Here is a 26,146-nt window from a genome sequence, read left to right as displayed (position 1 = left end):
CAGCCAGGCGGCCTTGCCGATCTCGAGCAGGAATGTCGTGGTGAGGTAACGGCCGCGGCGGGCACTTGTTCTGCCGGCAATGATGGAAGGAATGTCCGGGCCGTCAATCGGTGCCGGCGTCGCGCGGGGGTCAATTTGATTGTGGCAGGGGATAAAGTGCCGATCCGCCTTATTCCGATGTTATGCTTCGCCTCTAGATGGAGAGTCGGCGAATGGCTTACCGAGACCAGTTGGAACGCGAGAAGCAGGGCATCTTGGAACGACTGTTTTCCACTAAGGGATGGGGAAGGATCACCGATTCTGCCGAGCAGCGGGACGCCCACCGTCTCGGGACCATTGAGAAACTCTTGGCCAAATTTCGCGGTGACAACGACTAGCCAAGCCAAACCGCCCTAGGCCCCAACCAGGTCGCTAGGCACATCATTGAATCGCAACGAGTGAGAGGCCCGACCGCAGAGCAGCGGTCGGATATAGCAAAGCGAGCCCGGCTAGACAAAGCAGCAGGGGCTCAAGGCGCAGCAACAATCCCGGTCATGGCCTGAAATTCCGCATCTGGAATTTGTCGGATCGCCATACTGCCAAGCCTAAGAACTTTCCCGTCGCTATAGTGAGCCCTCACGCGTAGGCGACCCATTTTCGATAGCGTGAAGGGGATTAACGGAATCGGCAGGCGAATGTTGAAAATTCGTTCTTGATCTTCTGCGTCTTCCGGCGCCGCCGTGGCTGCAATTTGGTTGGCTTGAATTTCTTTTCTTGAGATGGGGAGTTCAGCTAGTGCAGCCCCCTCTGTTCCATACGTAATCCGGAAGATCATATCTTCTTCAATGGAGTGGTGTATTTCATAGTAGTTTATTACGGCAAAAAACTTAGGCAGAATGATCGGCAGCGAAATGCTTGCCGGGAAAAACATGTCAGCCTGATAGAGGCCCATGAGGCTCAGCTTTCCACCCACTTCCGGGCGAACATCGTCGCAGAAAATTGCGAAGCCCCACGCCTTCTCGCGAGATTGATCGGTCACGAGATTAAATTCGCAGCTACGGCGGGGAAGCCTTTCCGAATAGTCGGCTTAGTCGATGTGATTGCCGCTTTTGGCCAACTCATTGTCGCGGCGAGATCAGTGGCTGTGTGAGGTTCATATCCAATGTAGGCATGATAGTTCGGCGGCGCAGGGAGTGGATCTTCCAATCCATGCACCTTTAGCTCCACTTCTCCATTGAGGGCTTCTACAAACCGCCCAACTGTCCTGAGTGTCCAATTGCCGGGACCACGCAAATTACGTGAGAGCCATCCAGTGTCGCCGCCAAGCGCCTCGGCCAACTGGGCTTGAGTCATGCCCTCTGCCTTGCGCCGACGCCATAACTCCATCACGGCGTCGTAGGCAGCATCCCGCACGCGCGCAAAACCGTAATCGCCCCTCTGATCGGCCGTCATGGCGTTTCGCTTAGATGGGGAAGTCATCACAATTCTCCGTCACATATGCATGAACATCAGGGCCGCTAAACGGGACGATTCCTGGAAACAGCCTATTCCAAGCAGCCTCGCATTCGCCCATCGCGATCTGCCACTCACTGTTGCTTGATGCAGCTTTTTTCCTGTCACGAAGGACGCCACGACTGTGGAATCTAGTCAGGATAAGCGTGTCGGGCTCAGCAAACCGTCCAAATAGCCTCGCTTGGACGCGCGGTTCGATGACGCGAATTTCCCATATCTCGGGGGGCGGAGGGCCAAGCCGCTTCAGAAAACGCGGCCGCCCGCGATCATCCGCGAATACTCTTCCACCTAGTACCCACCGAGTCATTGCACTCTCGATAAAACCGCGCACGCCTAGAATATTTGTCGCCGAATTCGGGTCTTCTAAGTCCTTCAGAGCCGATTCCGTCAAAAATAACCGCCGTTTCGCTGGCTGCCGGCTTCGGAGGGGGTATTTGGAAAGCCTGCCGGCCGCCGTCAGCGCCACTATAGATGGGGCAATTGACATATAAGTCAATATCCGATTCCAATCAACCGTAAGGAGGTAAGTCAAAGTGACTCACCCTAAAGGAGAAGTACCTGCCCTGTCATAGTAAATTGAAACTAACCCGTTGTGCCGCGTCGCACGGCTACGGCGTTTTTCGCGCGGGCTGATGCGTTTTTCGCGAGGCCGGCAGCCGGTTCGGGCTAAGTAGGGAAAGGCAGGAAACCTAATCCAACAAACCTAAAGCCACGACCAGACCAGCGCCACGTTGGCGGCACAGGCTGCGAACAGCACAACCGCAAGCGCGAGCTGCACGCGTTCGTAGGGGGGCTGGTGGATCGCTCTCATGGTTTGGAGCATCCGGCGATTCTACCCGAGGAGTCCCGGGGATTCTTTTTTCCGGGGTTTACCGCTCATTAAGGACTCAGGCCCCTCCGGCAAAAGGTCCGAAATGACTCATGTTTTCAGATGCTTGCCCGAATCCAGCTCACGGTTCCGTGATCGGAACGGCGATCTCGTGTGAAACCCGGGACGGGCCTTGGCGTTGTCGGTTGTTTGGGGAAACGACGAATGCCGTACGCGCTATTCTATCAAGACGCCAAGCTGAGCAAGGCCTACCCGACCGAGGCCGATGTCTGGAAGCTTGCCCGGAAATCGGGCCTGGTGGTGGATACCGTCTCCGGGAAGGAGAAGCCCTCGCCGCGCCCGGTGCTGGACAATGACTACGAAATCCGGCCGTGCCAGCCCGAGCCGAACGAGGACCCGGTCAAGAACAAGGCCGATGCCGATCGCGAAGCGCGTCTGGAGCCGCGGTTGAACTGAAGAACAGTGGGTCGTCCGGTGCGCAGGGGCGGACCGGATGCCGATGCGGCCGTCGTGCTGCCGTTACGGCGTCGCCGTCGCCAGCGACGCCTGTTCGGCGACGAGCGAGACGCAGATTTTCCGCCGATGCAGACCGCGGATCGACCCGGTCACCTTGAGCACCTTGCCGGCCGTGCAGGAGGCGTCCTGCACGAACACGACCTCGTAAGGCGCAAGCGCCAAGGGTTCGGATTTGAGGATGGTCTGGGCAAAGCACGGCACAGAGACCGCAGAGATGATCAGCCCTAACGCAAAGCTACGCATGTTTGTTTGTCCACCAGCCCGGCGATCCCACAATAGCGCATCACGATGAAAGTTCCGTGCAATGCAGGAATTATTTTTTGCATTGCACGATCAGGCCTGAACATCGGGTGAATGTGGGTCGTAGCCCGGATGGAGCGGAGCGAAATCCGGGGACTTCGTTCGTCGGATCGACCGCCCCGGATTACGCGAAGCCTGTCATCGGGCGCGCGTTCGCGCGACCCGTTGGCTCCATCCGGGCTACGGGTTCGCCACATCCGTCGTCGATCCGGGGGCACGCGGCGGGCCAACGAAAAAGGCCGACCCGAAGGCCGGCCTTTCGATCTCGATGCGACGACGGCGCAGTTAGTAGCGGGAGCCCACCGGACCGCCCCAGCCGAAGCGGTAGTTGACCCCGAGCTTGACGGTATGTTCGTCGTTCCGGAAGCTCGCGCCGACAATGTCGGCCGGACCGCTACTGAACGTGGTCTTGCCGAAATTGTAATACTGGTACTCAGCCTTCGCCGACCAGTTCGGGGCGAACATGTATTCCAGGCCCGCGCCGACCGTGTAGCCGTCCTTGTGACCGCCATCGGTGGTGAAGGCCGCCGGCACGCCGCCGACCGACGCCGTGATGTTGTTGTTGTCGCGCCAGGCGTAACCGCCCTTGGCGTAGAGCAGCGCCGGACCCCAAGTGTAGCCGAGGCGGCCGGTCACCGAACCGAGCTGGTCGGTATTGCCGGTCACGACCGTTCCGGCGGGGAACGTCAGGCCATTGTTCGAGGAGCTCGGCAGCCAGGAGTACTGCGCCTCGATACCCATCACCCAGTTGGGCGCGAACTGATAGTCGAAGCCGCCCTGCACGCCACCCATGAAGCGCGCGTCGCTGCCCATCAGATTGGTGCCGTCGGTGAACGCGCCGCCGACATGGCCGCCGATATAGAAGCCGGTCCAGTTGTAGATGAGCGCCGGGGCGGTATAGGGCGGCGGTGCCTTGGTATAGGTGCGGGCCGGCATGTCAGCCGCGAATGCCGGGCCCGCAAAAGCGGCCAGCGCGACTGTGCCGAGCAAAAACCTCTTCATCTCTGATCCCCGTTACGAACGCTGCGCTGTTAAGACAAACAACGTGACGCCAATTAGGTTGCTTTGGGGCAATGCCTGACCTGTGATGTTTCCGAGCTGTGACGGGGTCGCAACAACGCCCGTTTGTTCCTTGGCACAGAAGGTTTTTTCACCGGTTAAGCAGCCGTATTTCGGCTGTATGTAAGTCGCAAACGGCTAAGGTGAAGTTCAGCGCTCCCCGAAAAGTGATCGGAGTTCGCTAACGGTCTGCTCAGGCTTGCTGCGACAAGCCGCCGCGTCAGCGCGCCATTTTTTCCATATCCGGAAATGCCGCGTAGGACGCGCCGGCGCAGGCCTCGGCGGCATTGTCGAGGATGCGATCGAGCCGGCCGTCGACGAACAGGACGCCGCGCTCCCGGACCGGCCGGTAATTGCCGTCGGTCTCCTTGGCGCTGTAGCGCAGACAGACCACGTAGCGCAGCCGGCCGCCGACCGTGCGCTGCACCGGCTCGGCGATTCCGCCTTCGCGGACCCCGACCGGATTGTTCAGATAGGTCCGCATGAAGGCCAGGATCTGGTCGCGGTACCGGTCCGGGAACGGCTGGTTGGCGACGCCGCGGTCGTCGGTAAAGGTGGTCGAGCTGCCGCCGTCATCGCTGGTGAGGCAGCCGGCAAGCGGCATCGAGAGCAGCAGGATCGCCGCCAGTTTTGATGAAGTCCGCAAAGTCAGCTGTTTCATGGGTCCCCGGCCGCGTCTCATAAACCGCCAGGCGGGGAATTCGCAACTCGGTTGTTCCTGCCGAGCCGGCGCCCAGCCTCGCAACGGAAGCCCCGATGCACTCCGGCCCGCCGCCATTGGGGAAGCAATGGACGGACGGGCCGGTTCTGCATCCAAGGACGCAGCGGGGCAATGTGGAGCGAACTGCGCCCTCGGATCAGGTTCAGCCGCGCTTGGCCGGCGCGACGTGCTTGGTGGCGACCTTCGCATGGACGTGCTTGGTCGCATGCTTCGGCGCCTTCACCTTCAGCATGCCCATGTGCTTGTGGTGGCGGTGATGGCGATAGTGCTTGTGGTGCATCTTGGCGTTGGCGTTGCGCACCTTCGACGGCAGCTGCTCGCTCTTGATGACGGGGGCGGCCTTGGTCGCCGGGGCGGTCGTGGTCACCGGCGCGGGCGCAGCAGTCTTGCCGGCCTCGGCGGCGAGCGCGGGCGCTGCGATCACGGACATGGCGAGCAGCGCGGCGGAAATCGTCTTCAGCATGGTGGTCTCCTCTGCGGGATCGGGAGGTCTCCGGCCGGATGGTCGGCCTCACCGATCAATGCACGTGACCTTATGGGCCCCGCACTGAACCCGTTCTGAAGGGCGCTGACGGAATTCATTCATGTGAATGACATCTTGGTCATGTTGGCCTGCCCCTGCCCGCCGATCGCGGGGATCACGCAATCGTGGCACCGGCCGGGAATGTTCTGCACCCTCGGGTGTTCAAGTCAGCAGGCTTGGGTGTAGGATTACCGAGCACGATCAGGAACGATCAGGAGCAACCAGGAATGAGCAAGTCGCCGAAGTCTCTTTGGAAATTTTTGGGCCTCGCAGTGCTCTCGATGACCCTCGCCGCCGGGCCGGTCATCTCGGCCTACGCCGCAGGCGGCGACAATCCCTCCCCGCCGGCTTCCGACAGCGGCAAGGGCAAGAAGGCGAAGAAGGACAAGAGCTCCGCGATCGACGATCAGAAGTTCCTGGCCGGCTATCACGCCGCCTATGCCACGATCTACGACAAGCACGACTATACCGCCGCGATCGAGCAGCTGAAGGCGCTCGGCCAGGATGACCGTGCCGACGTCGCCAACCTGATCGGCTATTCCTATCGCAAGCTCGGCGACTACAAGGTCTCGCAGATCTGGTACGAGCGCGCGCTCAAGGCCGACCCGGCCCATGTGCGCACCTGGCAGTATTACGGCCTCTGGCAGGTCGAACAGGGCAACCGCGATCAGGCGCAATACCACCTCAACCGCATCGCCCAGCTCGCCGGCACCAGCAGCGACGAATATCGCTCGCTCGCCGCCGCGCTGGAGAAGCCCCCGGGCACCGGCCTGGTTTACTGAGCAGGCGAACCGTTCAAACATCGAGCCGGCGTAGTCGCAATGACTGCGCCGGCTTTTTGCTGCGCCGTGAGCTGCCGTAGGATGGGTAGAGCGCAGCGAAACCCATCATGCTTCCGCGCGGGTCAAAGTCGATGGGTTTCGCTTCGCTCTACCCATCCTACGAACTGCGAACTGCGAACTTTGCGCGCGCCATCCAACCGACTACGCCTGCGGCAGGTCAGCCATCCGTGCCACATAGGCATCGAGCACGTCGGCGGCGCTGTAGGCCTGGCGCGCCGCGAAATCATCGCGCAGGCCGAGCTTCGCCGACGTCCTGAGCCGCGCGGCGGTTGCTTCGGTCATGATCGGCTGCAGGCCGATCTCGCGCAGCCCCTCCGCGGCGCCATCCATCTCGACCGCGCGGCGTTCGGCGTGCAGCACGTCGGTGCGCACGCACATGTCGACGAATTTGCTGTAGCGCGTCGCATCCATCGGTTCGCAAATGCCACGCAGCGCCTCGCTGCGCACCCCGGCGAGCGAGGCGGCGGTCAGCGCTTCCACGATCAGCGCCTCCATGCCCTTGGTCACCACGCTGCGCAGCATCTTCACCGCCGCGGCGGTGCCGGCCTCTGGGCCGGCGAGCTCGACAGTGAAGCCCAAAGGCGCAAACAATTCGGCGAAGCGCGCGGCGCCATCGCCCGAGCAGTACAGCGGCACCGCCGCGCCGTAGATGCTGACCGCGCCCATCAAATTGGCATCGACGAAGGCGCCGCCGTTCGCCGCAACGGCATCGCCGACCAACCGCTTGGCCTTGGGCGTGGAGGCATTGAGATCGACCACCAGCATGCCAGGCCGAACCAGGCTGGCGATGGCCTCGCCGACCGGCACGGCGGTTGCGACGACGACCGCGGAGAACACAATGTCGGCACGCGCCATCAACGCGGACAGGCTGTCGACCAGCTCGACCCCGCATGTGGACGCCACGCCCCGGAACCCTTCCGAATATGGCGGACGATTGGTCTTGCCTGCGCAAAACACCAGCGGCGCGGGACCGCCCTTGGCCGCGAGATGTGCCGCGAAGCATTGCGCGGCCTCTCCGAAGCCGACAAAGCCGATCACCTGCTGGGTCATGCGAATGCCTCGCGTCATGTCGGGAGCGCGCGCCGTCGCGATCGCGCCCATCGCATGGCGCTCCGTCCGCGATCGGGGCCGTATCACAACCAGACTCCAGCAAGAACCGTGCCCGCTACTCAGGATCGTGCAGCCGCAGTCGGCGCGGGCCCGGCGAGATCCCTGGGATTACGGACAGTTACGGGTAGTGCTCGAGGCGCCGGTCTGGCTTTTTCGGACGACTCGCGCCGACCGTATTGCCATCAGCGGTTTCCGCCGGTTTCGCCGGGTGCGCGGCCTTCGCGATCGGCGGGCCGCTGTCGCCGGTCTGCTTGCTGGTGCTGATCGCCTGGCCGGTGGTGATGTTGGCGGCCTGCCCGGCTCCCGCTGAGCCGGCCGACGGACCGGAGCTCTGCGCCAACACGGTTCCCGATAGCACCAATGCCGCCATCAGTATTGCCGCGTTGACTGTCATGGAGGGGGCCTTCTGCGCACGAATGATGCACAGCAACGCGCCGCTGCCGCGGACGTTCCCCCGGCACCATCATTTAAGGTAAATGCAAGGCGAATTCCCGCGCCCGCGGTTGCTGGGGCTGCCGGCGGTGCTTCAGCCGACAGCCCTGGCGCGCAGCGACGATACGGGTATCGCCTCACTTCGCCTTCTGGATCGCGGTGACGGTGTAGCCGCCGTCGCTCTCCTGGGCTTCGAACTTGACCTTGTCGCCGACCTTGACCTGCTTGAGCAGCGCGGGATCCTTGACCCGGTAGACCATCGTCATCGGCTCGTCCATGCCGAGGCTCTTGGCGGGGCCATGCTTGAGCGTGATCTTGCCCGCGCCCTCGTCGATCTTCTTGACCTCGCCGTTGATGGCTGCGGCCTGCGCGAAAGCGCCGCCCAAGGTCAGCGCCAGCGCAGCTGCGGCTGCAATCCGGATCATCCTGTTCATCGTCGTCGTCCTTTCTCTCGTTGCTGGTTTCATTTCACGATGACGCGGCCGGTCATCCCGTAGTCGCGGTGATCGGGGATCAGGCAGGAATATTCGAAGGTACCGGCCTTGGTGAACTTCCAGACAATCTCCGCAGTCTTCTTGGGCGCGAGGCGGACGCCGTTCGGATCGTCATGCTCCATATGCGGATGCTTCTTCATGACTTCGGCATGCTTCAAATTCTCCTCGGTGGTCGCGAGCAGGAATTCGTGATCCTCGGTGCCGGCATTCTTGATCACGAAGCGGACCTGTTCGCCGCGCTTGACCTCGATGCGGAACGGCGTGAACTCCATCTCCTTCATCTCGACCTCGACCGTGCGCGACGGCTTGCTCGGATCGCCGGGCTCGCCGGCCGAATAGGATTGGTGACCGTGTTTTTCGTGACCGCGCGACGGCGCCGCGGTGATCGACAACGCAACCAGGGCGATGCCGATCGTGGTGCGGTGTTTCATGGGATTCTCCATTCTGAGTTGTTGCTTGCTTTTCGTTGGACGGCGCGTCGATCCGCTACATCTTCATTCCCTTCATTGATGGCTTGGCTTTTCGCTCCGGAGCCGCCGGCGGCTGCCGCGCGGGTTCGGCAGTGGGCGCGTCGACCTCATAGGCAACGGTGCCCGGCGGATAGTCGTAGGGACCGGGATCGGCGTAATCGTCGCGGCCGAGCCCCTCGCGGATCTTCATCACGGTGAACATGCCGCCCATCTCAATCGGCCCGAACTGCCCGGTGCCGGTCATCATCGGCAGCGTGTTGTCGGGCGCGGGCATCTCCATGTTGCCCATCGCCATGCCGGTCGATCCCATCACCATGGCGTCGGGCGCGAGCTTGCCGACCGCCTTCGCCAGATCCTGGCGCGACACGCCGATGAAGTTGCGCACGTCGTGGCCCATCGCGTTCATGGTGTGGTGCGACTTGTGGCAGTGGAACGCCCAGTCGCCCGGATTGTCGGCGAGCATGTCGAACGCCCTGACGGCGCCGACCGGCACATCGGTCGTGGTCTCCGGATATTGCGCGCTCTCCGGCACCCAGCCGCCGTCGGTGCAGGTCACCGCGAAATTGTGCCCGTGCACATGGATCGGATGGTTGGTCATGGTGAGGTTGCCGATCCGTACGCGGATCCTGTCGCCGAGCCGGATCGGCATCGGATCGATGCCGGGATAGACGCGGCTGTTCCAGGTCCACATGTTGAAATCGGTCATCTCGTTGACCTTCGGCAGATAGGTGCCGGGGTCGATCAGGTAGCTGCTCATGATGAAGACGAAGTCACGATCCACGGGACGGAACGCCGGATCGCGCGGATGCACGATGAACATGCCCATCATGCCCATCGCCATCTGCACCATCTCGTCGGAATGCGGGTGGTACATGAAGGTCCCGCTGTGCTTCAGCTCGAACTCGTAGACGAAGGTCTTGCCCGGCTTGATGTGCGGCTGGTTGAGGCCGCCGACGCCGTCCATGCCTGATGGCACGATCATGCCGTGCCAGTGCACCGTGGTATGTTCAGGCAATTTGTTGGTGACGAAGATCCGGACCTTGTCGCCCTCGACCGCCTCGATGGTCGGTCCCGGCGCCTGGCCGTTATAGCCCCACAGATTGGCCTTCATGCCGTCGGCGAATTCGCGCACCACCGGCTCGGCGACGAGATGGAATTCCTTCCAGTCGCCGTTCATCCGCCACGGCAGCGACCAGCCGTTGAGCGTCACCACGGGCCGATAGTCGGGCCCGCTCGACGGATGCAGCGGCGGCTGCATCACCGCTCTGTCCATGGTCGGCGCTTCCGGAATGCCGGCAGCCTGCACGCGGCCGCTGACCGCGCTCGCCGTGACCAGCGCCGCGCTCCCCAAAAATCCTCGACGTGAAAACATCTACGTCTCCTCTCAATGATCGCCGGCCGCAGGCGCGGTCGAGGCGATGGCGGATGGTGTCGATGGCGCGGCCGCCGGGCCGCCGCCGTTGATCGCGGTCTGCAGGTCGGATTGCGCCAGCCAGAAGTCGCGTTTGGCGTCGATCGCCGCGCGCAGCGAGCCGAGCCGCTGCCGCGCTTCGGTCAGCAGCGCGAACACGTCGACCTGCATGCTGGAGAAGCGCAGCTGCATCTCCTCGGTGATGATCTGCCGCAGCGGCAGCACCTCGCGCTGGTAGTGGCTCGCGATGTCGTAGGTCGAGCGGTAGACGCGATAGGCGTCGCGCGCCTCGGAGCGGACATTGATGGCCTTCTCGGTCAGCCGGTTCATGGCCTGCCGGTAGGTCTCGGCCGCTTGGCGCACCCGCACCTCGCCGCCGTCGAAGATCGGAATCTGGAACTGGACGTCGAAGCCGCGCTCCTTGAATGGCGGGCCTTCCGGATCGCGCGTCCGCCTGTCGATGCCGGCGACATCAAGCAGCGTGACGAAGCGCGTCGCCTCGGTGAGATCGAGCGCCTTGGCGAGAGCTACGATCTCCATCCGCGCGATCTGCAGATCGACGCGATGACCGACCGCGGCAACCTCGATCGACGGCTGTTCCAGTGGCCGCTTCGGCAGCAATGGCAACTTGCTGGGGAGTCGAAAGCCGAGATCGCCGTCCCAGAGCCCAAGCAGGCGCGCGAGCCGCTCGCGCGAACTCGACGCGTTCTGCCGCGCGCTGGCGAGGTCAGCCGTGATCTCGGCGTAGAACACCTGCTCGCGGGCCTGGTCGAGCTTGTTCATGCCGCCGGTCTCGCCGAGTTTTTTGGCGAGCTGTGCCGTCGATTCCGCGGTCGCCTTCGCGTCGATCAGCAGCGCGACCGTCTCGTTCGCGGCCACCGCCGCGACATGGCTGCGCCGCACCTCGGCGGCGAGCCGCAAGGTGGCGAGCGCGGCCCTGAGCTGCGCCTGGCGGAAGCGCTCGCGTGCGATCTCGGAGCGCGCCGGCAGCGTCGCCAGCGCCAGGATGTCGCCGACGACCTGCCGCTCGACCTCGCTGGCGCCGTTGCCGGTGATGCGGGAGACCGAGAAGGTGGGATTCGGCGGCAGGCTGTCGGCGACGAGATCCGTCTCCGCCAGCGCCAGCTCGTTATAGGCCGCCTGCAGGCCCTTGTTGTTCAATAGCGCGACCTGCACGGCGGCATCCGCGGTCAGGTTGCGCGCCAGCAGCCGCTTCACCGCGGCGTCGACGGTCGTGGCTTCGTCCGCGGAGCGAACAAAGGCGACGTCCTTGCCGATCGCCTTTTCGGTCACGTCGGAAACGACGCCCATGCCGCTGTCGGGCGAGAACGATGCGCATCCCGCAAGCGCGGCTGTCAGCAGCAGGATCGGCGCAATGGCCAGATATCGCATGGCGCCCTCCTACCGATCCGATTTGTGATTGGAATTGGTTTGCGGCGTCACGCCATCGTTGCGCTCGCGCCAGGGCAGCGGCGTCGCCGGACGCAGGCTGCTGTAGGGCGCGATCGTCGAGCGGTAGCCGACGCTGGCCGTGTGCGCCGACGGGTCGGCCGGATCGGCTGCGATGGCGACTGGCCGGCCGTCAGCCATGCACCCGGCGAGCGGCGCAGCCGCGAGGATGGCGGCGGCGATGCGCGATGCGAATGTCGATGGTGCGCGCCGGCCAAGCCGGTTGCCACGCCGCGTGGCCACGGCGGCGAGCCTCGCCCCGAAATGCGAAAACATGGATCTGTCCCGATCATCAGATGAATAGCAGGCATGCGCACGCAAGCGCGCGGCGCAGCCACGATGTCAGCTGAGGATCAGGCGATGGGGGGACGATAGAGCCGCGCGGGCGCCTCGCTGCGCAGGCCCTGCAAGGCTTCAGTGAGACGGGTCGCAATCGGATGCAACGGACCGGCGACGAGCGGAAGATCGGCCGGCAGCGCCGACACGCACATCATCGCGCAGCACGGGCCCGGCGCGTTCTTGCCGTCGTGGCTGTGCTTGATCGGTGGTCCGGCGCCATCGGCCGCGTGATGCGCATGCATGCCACCATGATCGTGGCCGGCATGATCGTGCGCGACGCCATTGGCATGCGCCATCGAGGCATCATGCACGTGCACCGCGACGGATGGCTGGACCTCATCGGTCAGGCACGGAAACGGCGCCCCGAACGCGAGCGCGACGGACGGCGCGAGGACGCAGAACAGATAGGCCAGGATGATGGAACATCCCGCCCGCACCCGCCGTGACCTCGTCAACCGCACCAACACCCGCGTGATCGCCCCGAACTCGCCTCGCCCGCACCCCGACTGCAGATCAGTCGGCCGCGAACCGCCATCCTATATACCCCCGCAGGGTATCATTCAATCCGGTTTGAACCGGCCTATGGATTCCCTGCCCCTGCTACACGCTGTCGCACGACTGGCGCAACGACATCCGGTTCGGGCATCCGTGCACGAAGCGCGAAGCCCTTCACGACAGCGAAGATCGCGGGAATCACGATCAGCGTCAGCAAGGTCGACGAGATCATGCCGCCGATCATCGGCACCGCGATGCGCTGCATGATCTCGGAGCCGGTGCCGGTGCTCCACATGATCGGCAATAGCCCGGCCATGATGGCGACCACGGTCATCATCTTCGGCCGGACCCGCTCGACCGCGCCTTCGATGATCGCGCGGTTGAGATCTTCGTGGTCGATCGAGCGTCCCTCGGCGGCGCGACGCGCGGTGATCCCGGCCAGCGCATGGTTGAGATACATCAGCATCACGACGCCGGTCTCGGCGGCGACGCCGGCGAGCGCGATGAAGCCGACCGCGACCGCAACCGACAGGTTGAAGCCGAGCGCCCACATCAGCCAGAGCCCGCCGACCAGCGCGAACGGCAGCGACAGCATCACGATCATGGTCTCCACCACCGAGCGGAAGTTGAGGTAGAGCAGCAGGAAAATGATCAGAAGCGTCACCGGTACCACGATCTTGAGCCGCGCCGCGGCGCGTTCGAGATATTCGTATTGCCCGCTCCAGACCACGTAGGTGCCGGGCGGAAACTGCACGGCGGCCTGCACCGCGCGCTGCGCATCCGCGACATAGCCGCCGAGATCGCGATCGCGGATATCGACATAGATGTAGGTCGCAAGCTGCCCGTTCTCGGTCCGGATCGTGGTCGGCCCGCGCGACGGCGTGATATCGGCGACCTCGCCGAGCGGCACGGCGCCGCCCGCCGGCATCGGCACCAGGATGTCGCTCGCGATCGCACCCGGATTGTCGCGCAGGTCGCGCGGATAGCGCATGTTGACGGTGAAGCGCTGGCGTCCTTCCACTGTCGTCGTGACGGTCTGGCCGCCGAGCGCGGTCGCGATCGTGTCCTGCACGTCCTGCACCGCGATGCCGTAGCGCGACAACGCCTCGCGGTTCGGCGTGATCTCGAGGTAGTAGCCGCCGAGGCCGCGCTCGGCATAGGCCGACGAGGTGCCGGGCACGCCCTTCACGACCTGCTCGATCTGGCGGGCGAGCTTGTCGATCACGGCGAGATCGGGGCCGATCACCTTGACGCCGACCGGCGTCCGGATCCCAGTCGACAGCATGTCGATGCGCGCCTTGATCGGCATGGTCCAGGCGTTGGAGACGCCGGGGAATTGCAGTGCCTTATCCATCTCGGCGATCAGGCCGTCGAGCGTGAGGCCCTTGCGCCATTGCTGTTTCGGCTTGAGGTTGACGACGGTCTCGAACATCTCCGACGGCGCCGGATCGGTCGCGGTGGCGGCGCGGCCGGCCTTGCCGTAGACCGAGACGACCTCGGGAAAGCTGCGGATGATGCGGTCCTGCATCTGCAGCAGCTCGGCCGCCTTGGTCACCGAAATCCCCGGCAGCGTGGTCGGCATGTAGAGCAGCGTGCCCTCGTTGAGGTCGGGCATGAACTCGGTGCCGAGCTGCCGGGCCGGCCAGACCGTGACGGCGACCGCTGCGAGCGCGAGCAGGATCACCAGCGTCTTCGCCCGCAACACGCCGTTGATGACCGGACGGTAGATCCAGATCAGGAAGCGATTGATCGGATTCTTGTGCTCGGGGACGATCCTGCCGCGGACGAAGATCACCATCAGCGCCGGCACCAGCGTCACCGACAGCAACGCGGCTGCCGCCATCGCAAAGGTCTTGGTGAAAGCGAGCGGCGAGAACAGCCGCCCCTCCTGCGACTCCAGCGTGAAGATCGGCATGAACGACACGGTGATGATGAGCAGGCTGAAGAACAGCGCCGGTCCCACCTCCGCCGCGGCCTCGATCAGGATCGCGACCCGCGACCGTCCGGGCTCGGCCCGCTCCAGGTGCTTGTGCGCGTTCTCGATCATCACGATCGCCGCATCGATCATGGCGCCGATCGCAATCGCGATGCCGCCGAGACTCATGATGTTGGAGCCGATCCCGAGCAGCTTCATCGCGCCGAACGCCATCAAGACGCCGACCGGCAGCATCAGGATCGCGACCAGCGCGCTGCGGACATGCAGCAGGAACACGAAGCAGACCAGCGCGACCACGACGCTCTCCTCGAACAGCGTGCGCTTGAGCGTGTCGATCGCCGCATAGATCAGGTTGGACCGGTCATAGACCGGCACGATCTCGACCGACTTCGGCAGGCTGGTCGCGATCTCCTTGAAGCGCTTCTTGACGTTTTCGATCACGTCGAGGGCATTGACGCCGAAGCGTTGCAGCACGATGCCGCTTGCCACCTCGCCCTCGCCGTTCAATTCGGCGATGCCGCGCCGCTCGTCGGGGCCGAGCTCGACGCGGGCGATGTCACGCAGCAGCACCGGCGTGCCGTTGTCGGTCTTCAGCACGATGTTGCCGAGATCGTTGATATCCCTGAGATAGCCCTTGCCGCGAATGACATATTCGAACTCGGAGAGCTCGACGGTGCGGCCGCCGACATCGGCATTGCTGGCGCGGATCGCATCGCGCATCCGCTGCATGGTGATGCCGCGGTCGCGCATCCGCTGCGGATCGAGGATCACATTGTACTGCTTGACGAAGCCGCCGACGCTCGCGACCTCCGCCACGCCTTCCGCTCTCGCCAGCGCGAATTTCAGATTCCAGTCCTGGATAGTGCGGGTGTCGGCGAGATTCAGCTCTTTCGACATCACGGCATACTGGTAGACCCACCCCACCCCGGTCGCATCGGGACCGATGGTCGGCGAGACACCGGCCGGCAGCCGCGACGCCGCGCCGTTGAGGAATTCGAGCACCCGCGAGCGCGCCCAATAGATGTCGGTGCCGTCCTCGAAGATGACGTAGACGAAGGAGACGCCGAAGAACGAGAAGCCGCGGACGACCTTCGACTTCGGCACCGTCAGCATCGCCGTGGTCAAGGGATAGGTGACCTGGTCCTCGATCACCTGCGGCGCCTGGCCGGGATACTCGGTGTAGACGATGACCTGGGTGTCGGAGAGATCGGGGATCGCATCGAGCGGCAGATGCAGCAACGCGTAGAGGCCCGCGGCAGCCGCAAAGCCGGTGCCGAACAGCACCAGCAGCAAATTGCGCGCCGACCAGGCGATGACACGTGCGATCATGGCTTGCCTCCGTCCGTCATCTGGCCGTCGGCCGCTGCCGCTTGCGCAGCGCCGGCCTCGGCAAAGCCCTTGATCGCCGCCTTCAGGTTGCTTTCGGCATCGATCAGGAAGGTCGCCGACGTGACGACCGCATCGCCCTCGGCGATCCCGTCGCGGATTTCGACATAGCCGTCGCCGCGCCGCCCGAGCTTGACCTCGCGCGGCTCGAACCGCCCGTTGCCGCGGTCGATCAGCACGGTCTGGCGGCTCCCGGTGTCGAGGATGGAGTTTTCCGCCACCGTCAGCACCGGCGCCGCGCTGCCAATGTCGATCTCGGCGTCGACATACATGTCCGGCAACAGCGCGAGATCGGCATTCTGCAATTCGATCCGCACCCGCGCGGTGCGCGTGTCCTTGTTGACCTGCGGATAGATCACGCTGATCTGGCCCATGAACGTGCGGCCGGGATAGCTGCGGGCCCGCACCGCGACCTTCTGCCCGACCACGATGTTGCCGAGATCGCGCTCGGCGACATCGGCCAGTGCCCACACGACGGAGACGTCGGCGATCCGGAACAGCACGTCGCCGGGCTGGGCACGCATGCCCTCGATCGCGGCACGCTGCAACACGATGCCGTCACGCGGCGACAACCACTGGATCGCGAGCGGCACCGTGTGGCTTTTCTCCATCTCGGCGATGACGGTCTCGGGAACGTCGAGATTGGTCAACCGCTGCTTGGAGCCGCGTCCGTAGGGCTCGATATTCGCGATCGCTTTCGAGGTCATGGTCGCGACATATTCGGCCGCCGCGGACGACACCGCCGGGCTGTAGATCTCCATCAACGGCTGGCCTTTCGTCACCCGGCTGCCGGTCGTGATGTCGGCGACCTTCTGCACATAGCTCTCGGCCCGCATCGCGATCACGGAGACCCGCCGTTCGTCGAGCTGGATCGTGCCGGGGGCACGGACCAGCGTGCGGATGCGGCGCAGCTCCGCCGCCTCGGATTTGACGCCGGTGCGCTGGATTTTTCCCGGCGACAGCCTGATCGAGCCGTCGTCGCTGTCTTCGCCGTCGTAGACGGCGATGTAATCCATCCCCATGGAATCCTTCTTCGGCACCGGCGAGGTGTCGGGAAGGCCCATTGGGTTGCGATAATATTTGACCTTGCGCTCGCCCTTGGCGGCCGTGGCGCTGCTGTCCGCGGGCATCGCCATTGGCGCCTCCGCCTCGTCGAAGCTGAGATCGGCGCCGGCGGCGACCGGCTGGTAGTCGCGGCCGTCGGACGTCTTCCTCGGCGTCAGCGAGTAGGACGGCTTGCCGTCCGGATCGCGGAAATAGATCGGCGCGCCGGCTTCCGCCGCTTGCGCGGCAGGAGCAACGAGATTTGCGCCCGGCCACGGCGGCAGGCCGCGACCAACATATGCGACGCCTGCCGCTGCAACGATCGCAGCGACGGCGCCCGCCAGAGCGAGCCGGTTCATTTTCCGGCCGTGACGACGAGCTTGCTTTCGACCGTGCCGGTCTCGCCCTGCACCTTCGCACCGAGCGACAGCTGCCAACGCCCGGCCATGCCGAAGTTCGCCTTGAACCGATAGGTGCCGGGTTCGGTCCCCGGCATCGGTGTGACCTTGGTGGCCATCTCCTGCATGCCGTCCGGCGCCATGTCGAGCCGCGTCGCGAAGATCACGGCGTCAGGCACGGCCTTGCCGGTCTTCCTGTTCATGAGCCGGACGGTGACAACCTTGTCCGGACCGGCCTGGACGGACTGGTCGACGAGCTGGAATTCGTAGTCCTTGATGTCGGCGAGCGCGACAGTGGCGGTGCCTGTCAGCGCCAGGCCGATGAGCGCGGCCGCTACGGCACGCGGCGTATTGAACGACGTCATTTCGTTTCATTCCTCGATTGGATTTAGTCTGCCGCTTGTGCGGCATGCGACATCCACGCGCCAGAAGGTCGCGCGGCAGCAACCGGCGCTTGCGGCGCCAGTCAGACCAAATGTCGAGGAGGATGGTCGGGCGGCGGACGGACCAGCCCGTCAGCGACCAGATCGTCATGCGGATGCAATTGCAGCTGCGTCGACGGCCGCACCGCGAGGCCGACGGTCGATGGTCCTGCGTGCAGGACCTTCAACATGCAGATCGCAACCAGCGGACAATCCCGGCAATCATCGCTCTTCTGCTTGTCGGGGCAGCACGGCATATCGGCCGCCATATCCGACATGTCCGCCATCTGGCTCATACCGGTCAACGAAGATCCGGCCGCCGCGGGCGTTGCCAGCGGCGCAATTGTCAGGCCTGCCGTCACGAGGACGGCGAGCAGCAATCTGAACAATTGGCGAACATTCATGTCGCGACAGTCTCACAAAGGACGGGTGCTGAAAAGGTCACCCTGTTCACAACTGCACCAGCGGGAGATTGGGTGGTTAATCGTTCATCCCGGCCTGGCGCCCCGCATGGCGCGGCTATTGATATGGAGATTTCGGGCCGCCGTGATAGCGCCACTGCGTCCGGGTACCCTCCGGGGCACTTGCCGGCTGCAAGGCCGCCGCTCCCTGATCGTAGCCGAATGCAGACATCGGGTCGCGTTGCGCGGCAACCGTACCCGCCGGTGCGGTTTCTGAGGCCTCGTTGGGCAAGTATCTCCTGTCGGAGGCAGTCAGGCCCGCTTGCGCGGTTGCCGACGCCACCACCAGCGGCGCGAGGATTGAGAAGGCAAGAAGGCATTTGTTGATCGACATCATCGGCTCCATCATTGTCCTGAAGCGCATTGATTTGCGCTTCTGATCATGAGTTCGGAGCCGACGTTTCCCCCGTTACACGCTCACGCTGACGTGAAAGATCTGATCTGCTTTCACCAACGCAGCAATCGCGGTCCCAATGCCGCGCCTGCGAGTGTGCACAGCACGATCGTGCCGCCGTACCACAGCGCGACAAAGGGCAACGAGTCGTCGGTGCAGTGGAGTGCATAGCCGACGGCGCTCACACCACCTGCGACAAGGCCGGCGAATGCCCCCGCCTGCACCAGGTTGGTCGGCGCCGCCTTTCTGACTGCCCAGATCACCACGGCAAACGGCACGATCGCGATGATCGGAACGGAGATCAGGCATTCGAGCCATTGGTCTCCCATGACCATCCTGTCCCAGTGGGAGCTGGGCGCCTGTCCGAGGCTGATGGCGGCAAGCAGCATGATCGCCCCGAACGGGAGTGCGGCAAGTCCAAGCGAGATCTTTCGCTCGCCGCCCGGCCGCGCCAGCCGGGTCAGATAGACCGCCGCCGCGCCGACGGTCGCCAGCGCGAATGCGAGCTTCAGAAAGAGGAAGGTCACCGCGCGCGGCGTGGTCAGGTCGGCGCGGACGCCGAGCCCGGCAAGCACGAGGCCAAGTGCGGCAACCAGCGCCAGCCCGAGCGCGATAGCGACGGTCCGGCCGACCAGCCGCCGATCGACCGGCTCGACATTGTTGCTGAGAGCCGCGATGAGTTCATCGGTCTTCATGGCTTCGTCCTCCCGGCGATCAACGCGGCCAGGGACTTCAGGCCGCGATGAATGCTGACCTTGACACTGGATTCCGACATGTCGCACCGCTGCGCCGCTTCGGCGACGCTCAATCCGTCGAGCTTTACGGCCGCGATCGCGCACTGCATCTTCGCCGGCAATTGCTTGAGCAATCGCCTGAGGTCAAAGCTGCTCTCGGCGCCGATATGATCGTCATGGGCTGTGATGTCGTCGGCCTCATCGATCGGCACGTCGGCGCGCGAGGCCCGGGTGCGACGCAGGAAATCGATCAGCTTGTAGCGCGCGACCGCGTGCACCCAGGGCGTCAGTGGCTGTGCCGGGTCGTAGGTGTGCCGCTGCAGGTGAATTGCCAACACGGCTTCCTGCACCAGATCCTCCGCCTCCGCCGCACCGCGGCCGGTCCTGGCAAGCTTGCTCTTGTAGTAGGCACGCAAATGCCGGCTCAGGCGCTCCAGCAATGCCCGGTGGGCTGCCGCATCGCCATCCTGGCTGGCAAGCATCAGTGGCTTGAGCTCGTTTTCCGCGGTCGTCATGCAGCGCTTCTATGGTCTGGTTCGCTCAGGCGACCGGTTTGGTTACAGCCCGATCGGCCGGACCACGAATATTTTCGAAGCCGCGACGGGTTCAGCTCAGTTCGTACACCATCCCGACTGTTTGCGGCTTCATCCCGGCTGGATAGACCCGTCTTTGGCGACCGCCGATCACAATCCTGCCAGATGGGGCCTTGACCTGTGCAATCGCCGAAATGACATGAGGGACTAACCAACGGACCCGCGGCCCATGCAACTCGTCTCGACCCTGACCTGTCCGGCCTGCGGATTCGCCGCGACCGAAACCATGCCGACCGATGCCTGCCAGTTCTTCTACGACTGCCGCGGCTGCGGCACCCGCCTCAAGCCGCTTGCCGGCGATTGCTGCGTGTTCTGCTCATACGGGACGGTCCCCTGCCCTCCGGTGCAGACGCGCGGCGCATGCTGTGGCGGACCAGGGCCAGCCTGAGCCCCCTGCCACTGATTTGCCCGGCGGCGCACGCCCCGCGGCGAAGATGTTTCGGTTGATCGGCTAGGCAGGCCCGGTCTCGCCGGGGACAGCACGAAGTAAGTCCTGCGGCTGACGCTTCGAATGCGTCGCGTTAGTAGGTCTGGGCGTAGGGTGCAGCATTCATCAGCAGCACACCAAAAAGAAGCACCAGATAGAGCATCGAAAACACAAACAGGCGACGAGCAGGCCGCCTTTCCTTGTCGTGGCTCCGACGTACTTGCCATGCGAGAAAGATCATGATCGCTCCCAGCATCGCCGCGGCCGCGCCATAGATGCCCCCCGCGAATCCCAGTGCATAGGGTAGCAGCGAGATCGGAACCAAAAGCGCGCTATAGAGAAGAATCTGGCGCTTTGTTTCGGTCTTGCCGGCGACGACCGGCAACATCGGCACACCGGCGCGGGCATATTCTCCAGCAAGATTGAGCGACAATGCCCAGAAGTGGGGTGGCGTCCAAAGGAAGATGATCAGGAACAGGATGAGCGGCTCGAGCCCGACGCTTCCTGTGACCGCGACCCAGCCGATCACCGGAGGGAGTGCGCCAGCGGCACCGCCAATGACGATATTTTGCGGTGTTCGGCGTTTGAGCCAGATCGTGTAGACGACGACGTAGAAGAAAATCGTGAAAGCAAGGAGTGCAGCAGCGGCCATGTTCAGCAAAGTGCCGAGGGCCAGGACGGCGCACGTTCCGAGCATCAATCCGAAAACCAACGCTTCCGGGCGCGATACACGACCGCCGGGAATTGGACGGATGGCGGTCCGCGCCATCACCGCATCGATGTCGGCATCGTACCACATATTGAGCGCACCTGCGGCGCCAGCTCCCGCAGCTATGCAAGCAAGAGCAACGACGCCGGTCACGGGATCGATGCCGCCTGGTGCGACCATAAGACCGACCAGTGCGGTGAAGACGACCAGCGACATGACGCGCGGTTTCGTCAGTGCGACGTAGTCTCCGATGTTGGTATAGCTCCGGCGAAGAATTGAACGATTGATTTGCACGAGATTGATTCCTCGTCAGTTCGATACTCAAAAGGCCGTCGGTTGAAGGCCTTCTTCGCAGACTCCCAGATGACGTGGCGAGCTCGCAGCCGTCCTGCCTCTAGCTCGCCGGCGCGAAAAACATGACCCGAAGCAGATGCGTATAGTCGGATTCGAACATCATGATCGCTACAAAGACCAGCACGAGCACCGGCGGCAACAGGATGGCGTAGGCCAACGCCAACCGCTCCCAGGCCATGTGCATGAACACGGCAACGATCAGGCCGGCCTTCAGCACCATGAACAGCAGGATCAGTGACCAGCGGAGATGGCCATGGATGCCGAAGAAGTCGACGAGGTACGAGCAGGTGCTGAGCACGAACAGCCATCCCCAGACCACGAGATAGAGCTTGATCGGATGCTGCTGGCCCTTGGCGTGCGTGGCTCCTGATGCGACTGCGTCGTGCACATACGCGTGCAGCCCATGTTGTGTTGCCTGCCCTTCCACATGTACCGCTGCGTTTGTCATGCGCCAACCTCACCAGAGATAGAAAAAGGCAAAGATGAACACCCACACCAGATCGACGAAGTGCCAGTACAGGCCCATGATCTCGACGATCTCGTAATACCCCCTCCGGCTCGTGAAGAAGCCACGCCGCTCGACGTCGAAGTCTCCCCGCCAAACCTTTCGCGCGACGGCGATCAGGAAGATCACACCGATGGTCACGTGGGTGCCGTGGAAGCCGGTGATCATGAAGAAGCAGGCGCCAAATTGCGGCGCGCCCCATGGATTGCCCCACGGCCGCACGCCCTCCATGATCAGCTTGGTCCATTCGAAGGCCTGCATTCCGACGAACGTCGCGCCAAATGCCGCAGTGGCCAGCATCAAGGCTGCCGTTTTGGCGCGATCCCGGCGATAACCGAAGTTGACGGCCATCGCCATCGTCCCGCTGCTGCTGATCAGGATGAAAGTCATGATCGCGATCAGGATGAGCGGGATGTGCTTGCCGCCGAGATTGAGCGCGAAGACTTCGCTGGGATTGGGCCACGGCACGGTCGTCGACATTCGCGCCGTCATGTACGACAGCAGGAAGCAGCTGAAGATGAAGGTGTCGCTCAGAAGGAAGATCCACATCATTGCCTTGCCCCAGGACACGTGCTTGAAGGCACGCTGGTCCGAGGCCCAGTCGGCGGCGATGCCGCGCAATCCGGGTATCGTTCCGGGCGACGTCTGGGGGGGTGCAAGTGTGGTTTCCGTCATCGCTTCCCGCCCTCGCTAGGTGAGCAACTGGCGACAGATGTCGACCAGATTGTCGGTCCAGCCCGTCAGCAGACCGAGCAAGATCAGCCAGACCAGCAACAGGAAATGCCAATAGATGGCGCAGAGCTCCACGCTCAGCCGCATCTGCATCATGGGCGCGCCACGCCACACTTTGGCGGTCGTCCTGCCGAGCGCCACCAGACCGCCCATCAGATGCAGTCCGTGCACCGCAGTGATCAGGTAGAAGAAGGAATTGACCGGATTGGACGCCACGAAATAGCCGGCGGCCTTCAGCTGCTGCCAGACCAGTAGCTGCCCGGCCAAAAAGGTCACGGCGGATGCTCCGCCGATCAGCAGGCCGACGATCAGGCCATCAATGTCGTCGCGTCGCGCGGCCATGTACGCCCATTGCAGCGCCACGCTGCTGATGACCAGGACGCCGGTATTGAACCACAACAGCCTGGGCAGGGGCAGCTCCCGCCAGTCCACCATGCTGTTGCGCATCGAGTAAGCACTGATCAGGAGCGCGAACAACGAGCCGACGACCGCGAGAAACACGCCCAGTCCGATCTTCGCCGTCGGCACGGACGAACCGCGCTCACCGCGAAGATCGACGTCCACTCCTTGCTCGAGCCATGGCTTGGCCGCCAACCGTTGCTGCGAGAGCCACCATCCCGCGATCGCTGCGATTGTAACAGTGAACAGGATGATGGCACTCACGGATGGGCCCCCTGCGTCGCCAATCCGGCCGGCGGTTCATTCTGCGGCACAAAATCCCCGGCAACGCCCGGCACGCTGTAATCGTAGGCCCAGCGATAGACGATCGGGAGGTCCTTGCCCCAGTTGCCATGTCCAGGCGGGGTTTCCGGTGTCTGCCACTCCAGCGAAGCGGCTCCCCAGGGGTTGCTGCCAGCCTCTTTTCCCTTGAACAGGCTCCAGATGATATTGAACAGGAAGACAAGCTGGGCGAAGCCGACAATCAGCGCCGCCACGCTCATGAACGCATTGAGGTCATGCGCGGATGCCGGGACGAAGGTTGTCTCGCCGATGTCGTGATAGCGGCGGGGCATCCCGAGCAGGCCCAGATAGTGCATCGGGAAGAAGACTGCATAAGCCCCGATGAACGTCACCCAGAAATGGAAGCGTCCAAGCGCCTCATTGAGCATGCGTCCGGTGACTTTCGGATACCAGTGATAGATCCCGCCAAACACGGCCATGATCGGCGCGATACCCATCACCATGTGGAAGTGTGCGACGACGAACATCGTGTCCGACAGCGGAACGTCCACAACCACGTTACCGAGAAACAGTCCGGTCAGGCCGCCGTTCACGAACGTGATGATGAACGCGAGCGCGAACAGCATCGGCACCGTGAGATGGATGTCGCCGCGCCACAGCGTCAGCACCCAGTTGTAGACCTTGATCGCAGTCGGGATGGCGATGATGAGTGTCGTGGTGGCGAAGAAGAACCCGAAATACGGGTTCATGCCGCTCACATACATGTGGTGCGCCCATACGACGAAGCTGAGCGCACCGATTGCCACGATCGCCCAAACCATCATGCGATAGCCGAAGATGTTCTTTCGCGCGTGGACGCTGATCAGATCGGAAATGATGCCGAAGGCCGGCAAGGCGACGATGTAGACTTCGGGGTGGCCGAAGAACCAGAACAAATGCTGGAACAGGATCGGGCTGCCGCCGCCGTACTTCGTCAGCTGGCCCATCTCGACCAGCGTCGGCATGAAGAAGCTGGTTCCGAGGAGGCGGTCCAGCAGCAACATCACCGAGGCGACGAACAGCGCCGGGAAGGCCAACAGCGCCATCACGGTGGCCGTGAAGATGCCCCACACCGTAAGGGGCATCCGCATCAGCGTCATGCCGCGCGTGCGGGCCTGCAGCACCGTCACCACATAATTGAGCCCGCCCATCGTGAAGCCGATGATGAACAGGATCAGCGAGGCCAGCATGAGAACGATGCCCCAATCTTGCCCGGGGGTACCGGAGAGAATCGCCTGGGGTGGATAAAGCGTCCAGCCTGCGCCGGTCGGCCCGCCGGGCACGAAGAACGTCGCGACCAGCACCAGCACGGCGAGCAGGTAGACCCAGTAGCTCAGCATGTTCACATAGGGGAAGACCATGTCCCGCGCGCCGACCATCAGCGGGATGAGGTAGTTGCCGAAGCCGCCGAGAAACAACGCCGTGAGCAGGTAGATCACCATGATCATGCCGTGCATGGTGATGAACTGAAGGTACTGATTGGCATCGATGAAGGAGAATGTGCCGGGAAATCCCAGTTGCAGCCGCATCATCCACGACAGCACCAGCGCAACCATTCCGATCGACATCGCCGTGATCGAGTACTGGACGGCGATAACCTTGGCGTCTTGCGAAAAGACGTATCTCGTCCACCAGCTGTGCGGGTGATAGAGCTCGACCTCACCTACTTCGGCGGGCGGGATGCCTGCGACCTCATCAAACGGGATATCGACCATCGGAATAGCCTCCTTGGTCTTCCGCTCAGCGACGAGTTCACCTCATATCCGGCTGATCCTCGTCGGCATGTTCATTCGCTTCCAGTCTTGTACGCGGCCTTCGCGACGTCGTGCTGGCCTGACAACTCCGCAAACGTCCGCTGCTTGTCGAGCCACGCGTGATATTCCTTCGCTTCCTGCACGACGACCCTGCTCCGCATCTGCGCGTGCGCGGTACCGCACAGCTCCGCACAGAGGACGTCGAATGTTCCGGTGCGGGTGGGCGTGAACCAGTAATAGGTCACCGAGCCCGGTATCATGTCCATCTTGGCCCGGAACTCGGGCACGTAGAAATCATGCAGAACGTCGATTGAGCGGAGCAGCACCTTCACCGGCTTCCCAACCGGCAGATGCAGATCGTCGCTTTGAACGACAATGTCGTCCTGTCCGTTCGGATCGTTGGGATTCAACCCCAGAGGATTGTCGGGACTGATCAGGCGCGCATCTGACGTGCCGAGCCGGCCGTCTTTTCCGGGAAGCCGATAACTCCACATCCACTGTTGTCCAACGACCTCGACGTCGGTGGCGTCGTCGGGAACGGTGACGAACTGGTGCCAGACCACCAGGCCGGGCGCCAACATGGCGGCGACGCCGACTGCCGTCACGATGCTGAGCCACCATTCGAGCTTCTTGTTTTCGGGATTGTAGGCGGCCCGCCGTCCCTCCTTGTGGTGGAAGCGGAACACGCAATAGGCCATGAACGCGATGACCGCGCAGAAAACCGCACCGGTGATCCAGAACGTCAGGTTGATCGTGTCGTCGATGTAGCGCCAGTTTGAGGCGATCGGCGTCCACCACCACGGGCTGTAGATGTGAAACAGCACCGAGGCGACTGCAACCAGGAGCAGTACGAGCGCGACAGCCATCCCTCATTCCTCCTTGCCATTGAAGGCTACGGAGACGAACGAAAGGGCGGAGCTCACGTCAAAGGTATGGTGTCAAAGGTATGGTGTCACGTACACCATCACCGTGCCTTTTGCCTCGCCCATTCTGCCGGTCGCGACGCTGGGACATCATGACAAAGGATCAACGTCACGGCCGCAATCTCATCGGAGCTTGGGGGCGTTCAGTCCATTCAAGATGGTACTCGTCGAGC

The 26,146-nt window shown here is 63.3% G+C and carries 30 protein-coding genes; 3 read left to right on the top strand and 27 right to left on the bottom strand.

The window, feature by feature from the left end; translation table 11 throughout:
- Positions 1 to 508: 508 nt before the first annotated feature.
- The gene (locus AAFG07_RS17660) at positions 509 to 1,018 is read right to left on the bottom strand and encodes a hypothetical protein (RefSeq protein WP_342728380.1); all 510 of its coding nucleotides are present in this window, start codon (positions 1,016 to 1,018) and stop codon (positions 509 to 511) included.
- Complete coding sequence (locus tag AAFG07_RS17655; RefSeq protein ID WP_342728379.1) at positions 1,015 to 1,431, bottom strand: helix-turn-helix transcriptional regulator; 417 nt, start codon at positions 1,429 to 1,431, stop codon at positions 1,015 to 1,017. Before AAFG07_RS17655 ends, AAFG07_RS17660 begins: the two co-directional genes overlap by 4 nt.
- 1,093 nt (positions 1,432 to 2,524) lie before the next feature.
- Here AAFG07_RS17655 and AAFG07_RS17650 point away from each other — a divergent pair.
- Complete coding sequence (locus AAFG07_RS17650; protein WP_342728377.1) at positions 2,525 to 2,776, top strand: hypothetical protein; 252 nt, start codon at positions 2,525 to 2,527, stop codon at positions 2,774 to 2,776.
- A 63-nt stretch (positions 2,777 to 2,839) separates the two neighbouring features.
- Here the strand turns inward: AAFG07_RS17650 and AAFG07_RS17645 are convergent, their stop codons facing one another.
- The 4 genes from AAFG07_RS17645 to AAFG07_RS17630 form a co-directional block, all read right to left on the bottom strand.
- Positions 2,840 to 3,079: a hypothetical protein gene (locus AAFG07_RS17645; protein WP_342728376.1), complete on the bottom strand. Its 240-nt coding sequence runs from the start codon at positions 3,077 to 3,079 to the stop codon at positions 2,840 to 2,842.
- A gap of 342 nt (positions 3,080 to 3,421) precedes the next feature.
- Positions 3,422 to 4,138: an outer membrane protein gene (locus AAFG07_RS17640; RefSeq protein WP_342728375.1), complete on the bottom strand. Its 717-nt coding sequence runs from the start codon at positions 4,136 to 4,138 to the stop codon at positions 3,422 to 3,424.
- A gap of 277 nt (positions 4,139 to 4,415) precedes the next feature.
- On the bottom strand, positions 4,416 to 4,856 hold the full coding sequence (locus AAFG07_RS17635; protein ID WP_342728374.1) for a hypothetical protein: 441 nt from the start codon (positions 4,854 to 4,856) through the stop codon (positions 4,416 to 4,418).
- Positions 4,857 to 5,058: 202 nt separating this feature from the next.
- Positions 5,059 to 5,379 carry a hypothetical protein gene (locus AAFG07_RS17630; protein WP_176530498.1) on the bottom strand — a complete coding sequence of 107 codons (321 nt, stop codon included), beginning with the start codon at positions 5,377 to 5,379 and terminating at the stop codon, positions 5,059 to 5,061.
- 287 nt (positions 5,380 to 5,666) lie between these two features.
- On the opposite strand from AAFG07_RS17630, the gene AAFG07_RS17625 reads away from it, so the two are divergent.
- The gene (locus AAFG07_RS17625; RefSeq protein ID WP_342728373.1) at positions 5,667 to 6,221 is read left to right on the top strand and encodes a tetratricopeptide repeat protein; all 555 of its coding nucleotides are present in this window, start codon (positions 5,667 to 5,669) and stop codon (positions 6,219 to 6,221) included.
- Positions 6,222 to 6,422: 201 nt separating this feature from the next.
- Here the strand turns inward: AAFG07_RS17625 and AAFG07_RS17620 are convergent, their stop codons facing one another.
- From AAFG07_RS17620 to AAFG07_RS17550, 15 genes are all read right to left on the bottom strand, one after another.
- Positions 6,423 to 7,382 carry a DUF1932 domain-containing protein gene (locus AAFG07_RS17620; protein WP_342728372.1) on the bottom strand — a complete coding sequence of 320 codons (960 nt, stop codon included), beginning with the start codon at positions 7,380 to 7,382 and terminating at the stop codon, positions 6,423 to 6,425.
- Between the two features lie 127 nt (positions 7,383 to 7,509).
- Entirely contained in the window at positions 7,510 to 7,785 is a 276-nt protein-coding gene (locus AAFG07_RS17615; protein WP_342728371.1) for a hypothetical protein, read from the bottom strand.
- A 175-nt stretch (positions 7,786 to 7,960) separates the two neighbouring features.
- Complete coding sequence (locus tag AAFG07_RS17610) at positions 7,961 to 8,257, bottom strand: copper-binding protein (protein WP_342728370.1); 297 nt, start codon at positions 8,255 to 8,257, stop codon at positions 7,961 to 7,963.
- Positions 8,258 to 8,286: 29 nt separating this feature from the next.
- The gene (locus AAFG07_RS17605; RefSeq protein ID WP_342728369.1) at positions 8,287 to 8,748 is read right to left on the bottom strand and encodes a cupredoxin family protein; all 462 of its coding nucleotides are present in this window, start codon (positions 8,746 to 8,748) and stop codon (positions 8,287 to 8,289) included.
- Positions 8,749 to 8,803: 55 nt separating this feature from the next.
- Positions 8,804 to 10,159: a copper oxidase gene (locus tag AAFG07_RS17600; RefSeq protein ID WP_342728368.1), complete on the bottom strand. Its 1,356-nt coding sequence runs from the start codon at positions 10,157 to 10,159 to the stop codon at positions 8,804 to 8,806.
- A 12-nt stretch (positions 10,160 to 10,171) separates the two neighbouring features.
- A complete protein-coding gene (locus AAFG07_RS17595; RefSeq protein ID WP_342728367.1) occupies positions 10,172 to 11,590 on the bottom strand; it encodes a TolC family protein in 1,419 nt (472 codons plus the stop codon).
- Positions 11,591 to 11,599: 9 nt separating this feature from the next.
- On the bottom strand, positions 11,600 to 11,923 hold the full coding sequence (locus AAFG07_RS17590; RefSeq protein WP_342728366.1) for a hypothetical protein: 324 nt from the start codon (positions 11,921 to 11,923) through the stop codon (positions 11,600 to 11,602).
- A gap of 77 nt (positions 11,924 to 12,000) precedes the next feature.
- A complete protein-coding gene (locus AAFG07_RS17585) occupies positions 12,001 to 12,447 on the bottom strand; it encodes a hypothetical protein (RefSeq protein ID WP_342728365.1) in 447 nt (148 codons plus the stop codon).
- Positions 12,448 to 12,566: 119 nt separating this feature from the next.
- On the bottom strand, positions 12,567 to 15,746 hold the full coding sequence (locus tag AAFG07_RS17580; protein WP_342728364.1) for a CusA/CzcA family heavy metal efflux RND transporter: 3,180 nt from the start codon (positions 15,744 to 15,746) through the stop codon (positions 12,567 to 12,569).
- Positions 15,743 to 17,206, bottom strand: a complete 1,464-nt coding sequence (locus tag AAFG07_RS17575) for an efflux RND transporter periplasmic adaptor subunit (protein ID WP_342728363.1) — start codon at positions 17,204 to 17,206, stop codon at positions 15,743 to 15,745. The genes AAFG07_RS17580 and AAFG07_RS17575 overlap by 4 nt, the downstream gene beginning before the upstream one ends.
- Entirely contained in the window at positions 17,203 to 17,610 is a 408-nt protein-coding gene (locus tag AAFG07_RS17570; protein WP_342728362.1) for a FixH family protein, read from the bottom strand. Before AAFG07_RS17570 ends, AAFG07_RS17575 begins: the two co-directional genes overlap by 4 nt.
- Before the next feature lie 101 nt (positions 17,611 to 17,711).
- Positions 17,712 to 18,071 carry a hypothetical protein gene (locus AAFG07_RS17565; RefSeq protein ID WP_342728361.1) on the bottom strand — a complete coding sequence of 120 codons (360 nt, stop codon included), beginning with the start codon at positions 18,069 to 18,071 and terminating at the stop codon, positions 17,712 to 17,714.
- Positions 18,072 to 18,186: 115 nt separating this feature from the next.
- Positions 18,187 to 18,462, bottom strand: a complete 276-nt coding sequence (locus AAFG07_RS17560) for a hypothetical protein (protein WP_342728360.1) — start codon at positions 18,460 to 18,462, stop codon at positions 18,187 to 18,189.
- Positions 18,463 to 18,575: 113 nt separating this feature from the next.
- Complete coding sequence (locus AAFG07_RS17555; protein ID WP_342728359.1) at positions 18,576 to 19,217, bottom strand: DUF1109 domain-containing protein; 642 nt, start codon at positions 19,215 to 19,217, stop codon at positions 18,576 to 18,578.
- Positions 19,214 to 19,771: a sigma-70 family RNA polymerase sigma factor gene (locus tag AAFG07_RS17550; RefSeq protein ID WP_342728358.1), complete on the bottom strand. Its 558-nt coding sequence runs from the start codon at positions 19,769 to 19,771 to the stop codon at positions 19,214 to 19,216. The genes AAFG07_RS17555 and AAFG07_RS17550 overlap by 4 nt, the downstream gene beginning before the upstream one ends.
- Before the next feature lie 247 nt (positions 19,772 to 20,018).
- On the opposite strand from AAFG07_RS17550, the gene AAFG07_RS17545 reads away from it, so the two are divergent.
- A complete protein-coding gene (locus AAFG07_RS17545) occupies positions 20,019 to 20,237 on the top strand; it encodes a GDCCVxC domain-containing (seleno)protein (RefSeq protein WP_342728357.1) in 219 nt (72 codons plus the stop codon).
- A gap of 133 nt (positions 20,238 to 20,370) precedes the next feature.
- Here the strand turns inward: AAFG07_RS17545 and AAFG07_RS17540 are convergent, their stop codons facing one another.
- The 6 genes from AAFG07_RS17540 to coxB form a co-directional block, all read right to left on the bottom strand.
- A complete protein-coding gene (locus tag AAFG07_RS17540; protein ID WP_342728356.1) occupies positions 20,371 to 21,279 on the bottom strand; it encodes a heme o synthase in 909 nt (302 codons plus the stop codon).
- Positions 21,280 to 21,379: 100 nt separating this feature from the next.
- Positions 21,380 to 21,787, bottom strand: coding sequence for a cytochrome C oxidase subunit IV family protein (locus AAFG07_RS17535; protein ID WP_342728355.1), 408 nt, complete (start codon positions 21,785 to 21,787; stop codon positions 21,380 to 21,382).
- 9 nt (positions 21,788 to 21,796) lie between these two features.
- Positions 21,797 to 22,519, bottom strand: a complete 723-nt coding sequence (locus AAFG07_RS17530; protein ID WP_342728354.1) for a heme-copper oxidase subunit III family protein — start codon at positions 22,517 to 22,519, stop codon at positions 21,797 to 21,799.
- A gap of 15 nt (positions 22,520 to 22,534) precedes the next feature.
- Positions 22,535 to 23,239: a cytochrome c oxidase subunit 3 gene (locus tag AAFG07_RS17525; RefSeq protein WP_342728353.1), complete on the bottom strand. Its 705-nt coding sequence runs from the start codon at positions 23,237 to 23,239 to the stop codon at positions 22,535 to 22,537.
- The gene (ctaD, locus tag AAFG07_RS17520; RefSeq protein ID WP_342728352.1) at positions 23,236 to 25,011 is read right to left on the bottom strand and encodes a cytochrome c oxidase subunit I; all 1,776 of its coding nucleotides are present in this window, start codon (positions 25,009 to 25,011) and stop codon (positions 23,236 to 23,238) included. The genes AAFG07_RS17525 and ctaD overlap by 4 nt, the downstream gene beginning before the upstream one ends.
- A 71-nt stretch (positions 25,012 to 25,082) precedes the next feature.
- A complete protein-coding gene (coxB, locus tag AAFG07_RS17515) occupies positions 25,083 to 25,916 on the bottom strand; it encodes a cytochrome c oxidase subunit II (RefSeq protein ID WP_342728351.1) in 834 nt (277 codons plus the stop codon).
- Positions 25,917 to 26,146 lie beyond the last annotated feature (230 nt).

Source organism: Bradyrhizobium sp. B097, assembly GCF_038957035.1.
Classification (GTDB): domain Bacteria; phylum Pseudomonadota; class Alphaproteobacteria; order Rhizobiales; family Xanthobacteraceae; genus Bradyrhizobium.
Note: the sequence above shows the minus strand (reverse complement) of the source record. Positions and strands in the feature narration are given on the sequence as shown.

What these genes read in the sequence shown, in the direction of transcription:
- AAFG07_RS17655 (WP_342728379.1), bottom strand. Translation starts at nt 1,431, where the DNA reads ATGACGGCCGATCAGAGGGGCGATTACGGTTTTGCGCGCGTGCGGGAT.
- AAFG07_RS17650 (WP_342728377.1), top strand. Translation starts at nt 2,525, where the DNA reads ATGCCGTACGCGCTATTCTATCAAGACGCCAAGCTGAGCAAGGCCTAC.
- AAFG07_RS17645 (WP_342728376.1), bottom strand. Translation starts at nt 3,079, where the DNA reads ATGCGTAGCTTTGCGTTAGGGCTGATCATCTCTGCGGTCTCTGTGCCG.
- AAFG07_RS17640 (WP_342728375.1), bottom strand. Translation starts at nt 4,138, where the DNA reads ATGAAGAGGTTTTTGCTCGGCACAGTCGCGCTGGCCGCTTTTGCGGGC.
- AAFG07_RS17635 (WP_342728374.1), bottom strand. Translation starts at nt 4,856, where the DNA reads ATGAAACAGCTGACTTTGCGGACTTCATCAAAACTGGCGGCGATCCTG.
- AAFG07_RS17630 (WP_176530498.1), bottom strand. Translation starts at nt 5,379, where the DNA reads ATGCTGAAGACGATTTCCGCCGCGCTGCTCGCCATGTCCGTGATCGCA.
- AAFG07_RS17625 (WP_342728373.1), top strand. Translation starts at nt 5,667, where the DNA reads ATGAGCAAGTCGCCGAAGTCTCTTTGGAAATTTTTGGGCCTCGCAGTG.
- AAFG07_RS17620 (WP_342728372.1), bottom strand. Translation starts at nt 7,382, where the DNA reads ATGGGCGCGATCGCGACGGCGCGCGCTCCCGACATGACGCGAGGCATT.
- AAFG07_RS17615 (WP_342728371.1), bottom strand. Translation starts at nt 7,785, where the DNA reads ATGACAGTCAACGCGGCAATACTGATGGCGGCATTGGTGCTATCGGGA.
- AAFG07_RS17610 (WP_342728370.1), bottom strand. Translation starts at nt 8,257, where the DNA reads ATGAACAGGATGATCCGGATTGCAGCCGCAGCTGCGCTGGCGCTGACC.
- AAFG07_RS17605 (WP_342728369.1), bottom strand. Translation starts at nt 8,748, where the DNA reads ATGAAACACCGCACCACGATCGGCATCGCCCTGGTTGCGTTGTCGATC.
- AAFG07_RS17600 (WP_342728368.1), bottom strand. Translation starts at nt 10,159, where the DNA reads ATGTTTTCACGTCGAGGATTTTTGGGGAGCGCGGCGCTGGTCACGGCG.
- AAFG07_RS17595 (WP_342728367.1), bottom strand. Translation starts at nt 11,590, where the DNA reads ATGCGATATCTGGCCATTGCGCCGATCCTGCTGCTGACAGCCGCGCTT.
- AAFG07_RS17590 (WP_342728366.1), bottom strand. Translation starts at nt 11,923, where the DNA reads ATGTTTTCGCATTTCGGGGCGAGGCTCGCCGCCGTGGCCACGCGGCGT.
- AAFG07_RS17580 (WP_342728364.1), bottom strand. Translation starts at nt 15,746, where the DNA reads ATGATCGCACGTGTCATCGCCTGGTCGGCGCGCAATTTGCTGCTGGTG.
- AAFG07_RS17575 (WP_342728363.1), bottom strand. Translation starts at nt 17,206, where the DNA reads ATGAACCGGCTCGCTCTGGCGGGCGCCGTCGCTGCGATCGTTGCAGCG.
- AAFG07_RS17570 (WP_342728362.1), bottom strand. Translation starts at nt 17,610, where the DNA reads ATGACGTCGTTCAATACGCCGCGTGCCGTAGCGGCCGCGCTCATCGGC.
- AAFG07_RS17565 (WP_342728361.1), bottom strand. Translation starts at nt 18,071, where the DNA reads ATGAATGTTCGCCAATTGTTCAGATTGCTGCTCGCCGTCCTCGTGACG.
- AAFG07_RS17560 (WP_342728360.1), bottom strand. Translation starts at nt 18,462, where the DNA reads ATGTCGATCAACAAATGCCTTCTTGCCTTCTCAATCCTCGCGCCGCTG.
- AAFG07_RS17555 (WP_342728359.1), bottom strand. Translation starts at nt 19,217, where the DNA reads ATGAAGACCGATGAACTCATCGCGGCTCTCAGCAACAATGTCGAGCCG.
- AAFG07_RS17550 (WP_342728358.1), bottom strand. Translation starts at nt 19,771, where the DNA reads ATGACGACCGCGGAAAACGAGCTCAAGCCACTGATGCTTGCCAGCCAG.
- AAFG07_RS17545 (WP_342728357.1), top strand. Translation starts at nt 20,019, where the DNA reads ATGCAACTCGTCTCGACCCTGACCTGTCCGGCCTGCGGATTCGCCGCG.
- AAFG07_RS17535 (WP_342728355.1), bottom strand. Translation starts at nt 21,787, where the DNA reads ATGACAAACGCAGCGGTACATGTGGAAGGGCAGGCAACACAACATGGG.
- AAFG07_RS17530 (WP_342728354.1), bottom strand. Translation starts at nt 22,519, where the DNA reads ATGACGGAAACCACACTTGCACCCCCCCAGACGTCGCCCGGAACGATA.
- ctaD (WP_342728352.1), bottom strand. Translation starts at nt 25,011, where the DNA reads ATGGTCGATATCCCGTTTGATGAGGTCGCAGGCATCCCGCCCGCCGAA.
- coxB (WP_342728351.1), bottom strand. Translation starts at nt 25,916, where the DNA reads ATGGCTGTCGCGCTCGTACTGCTCCTGGTTGCAGTCGCCTCGGTGCTG.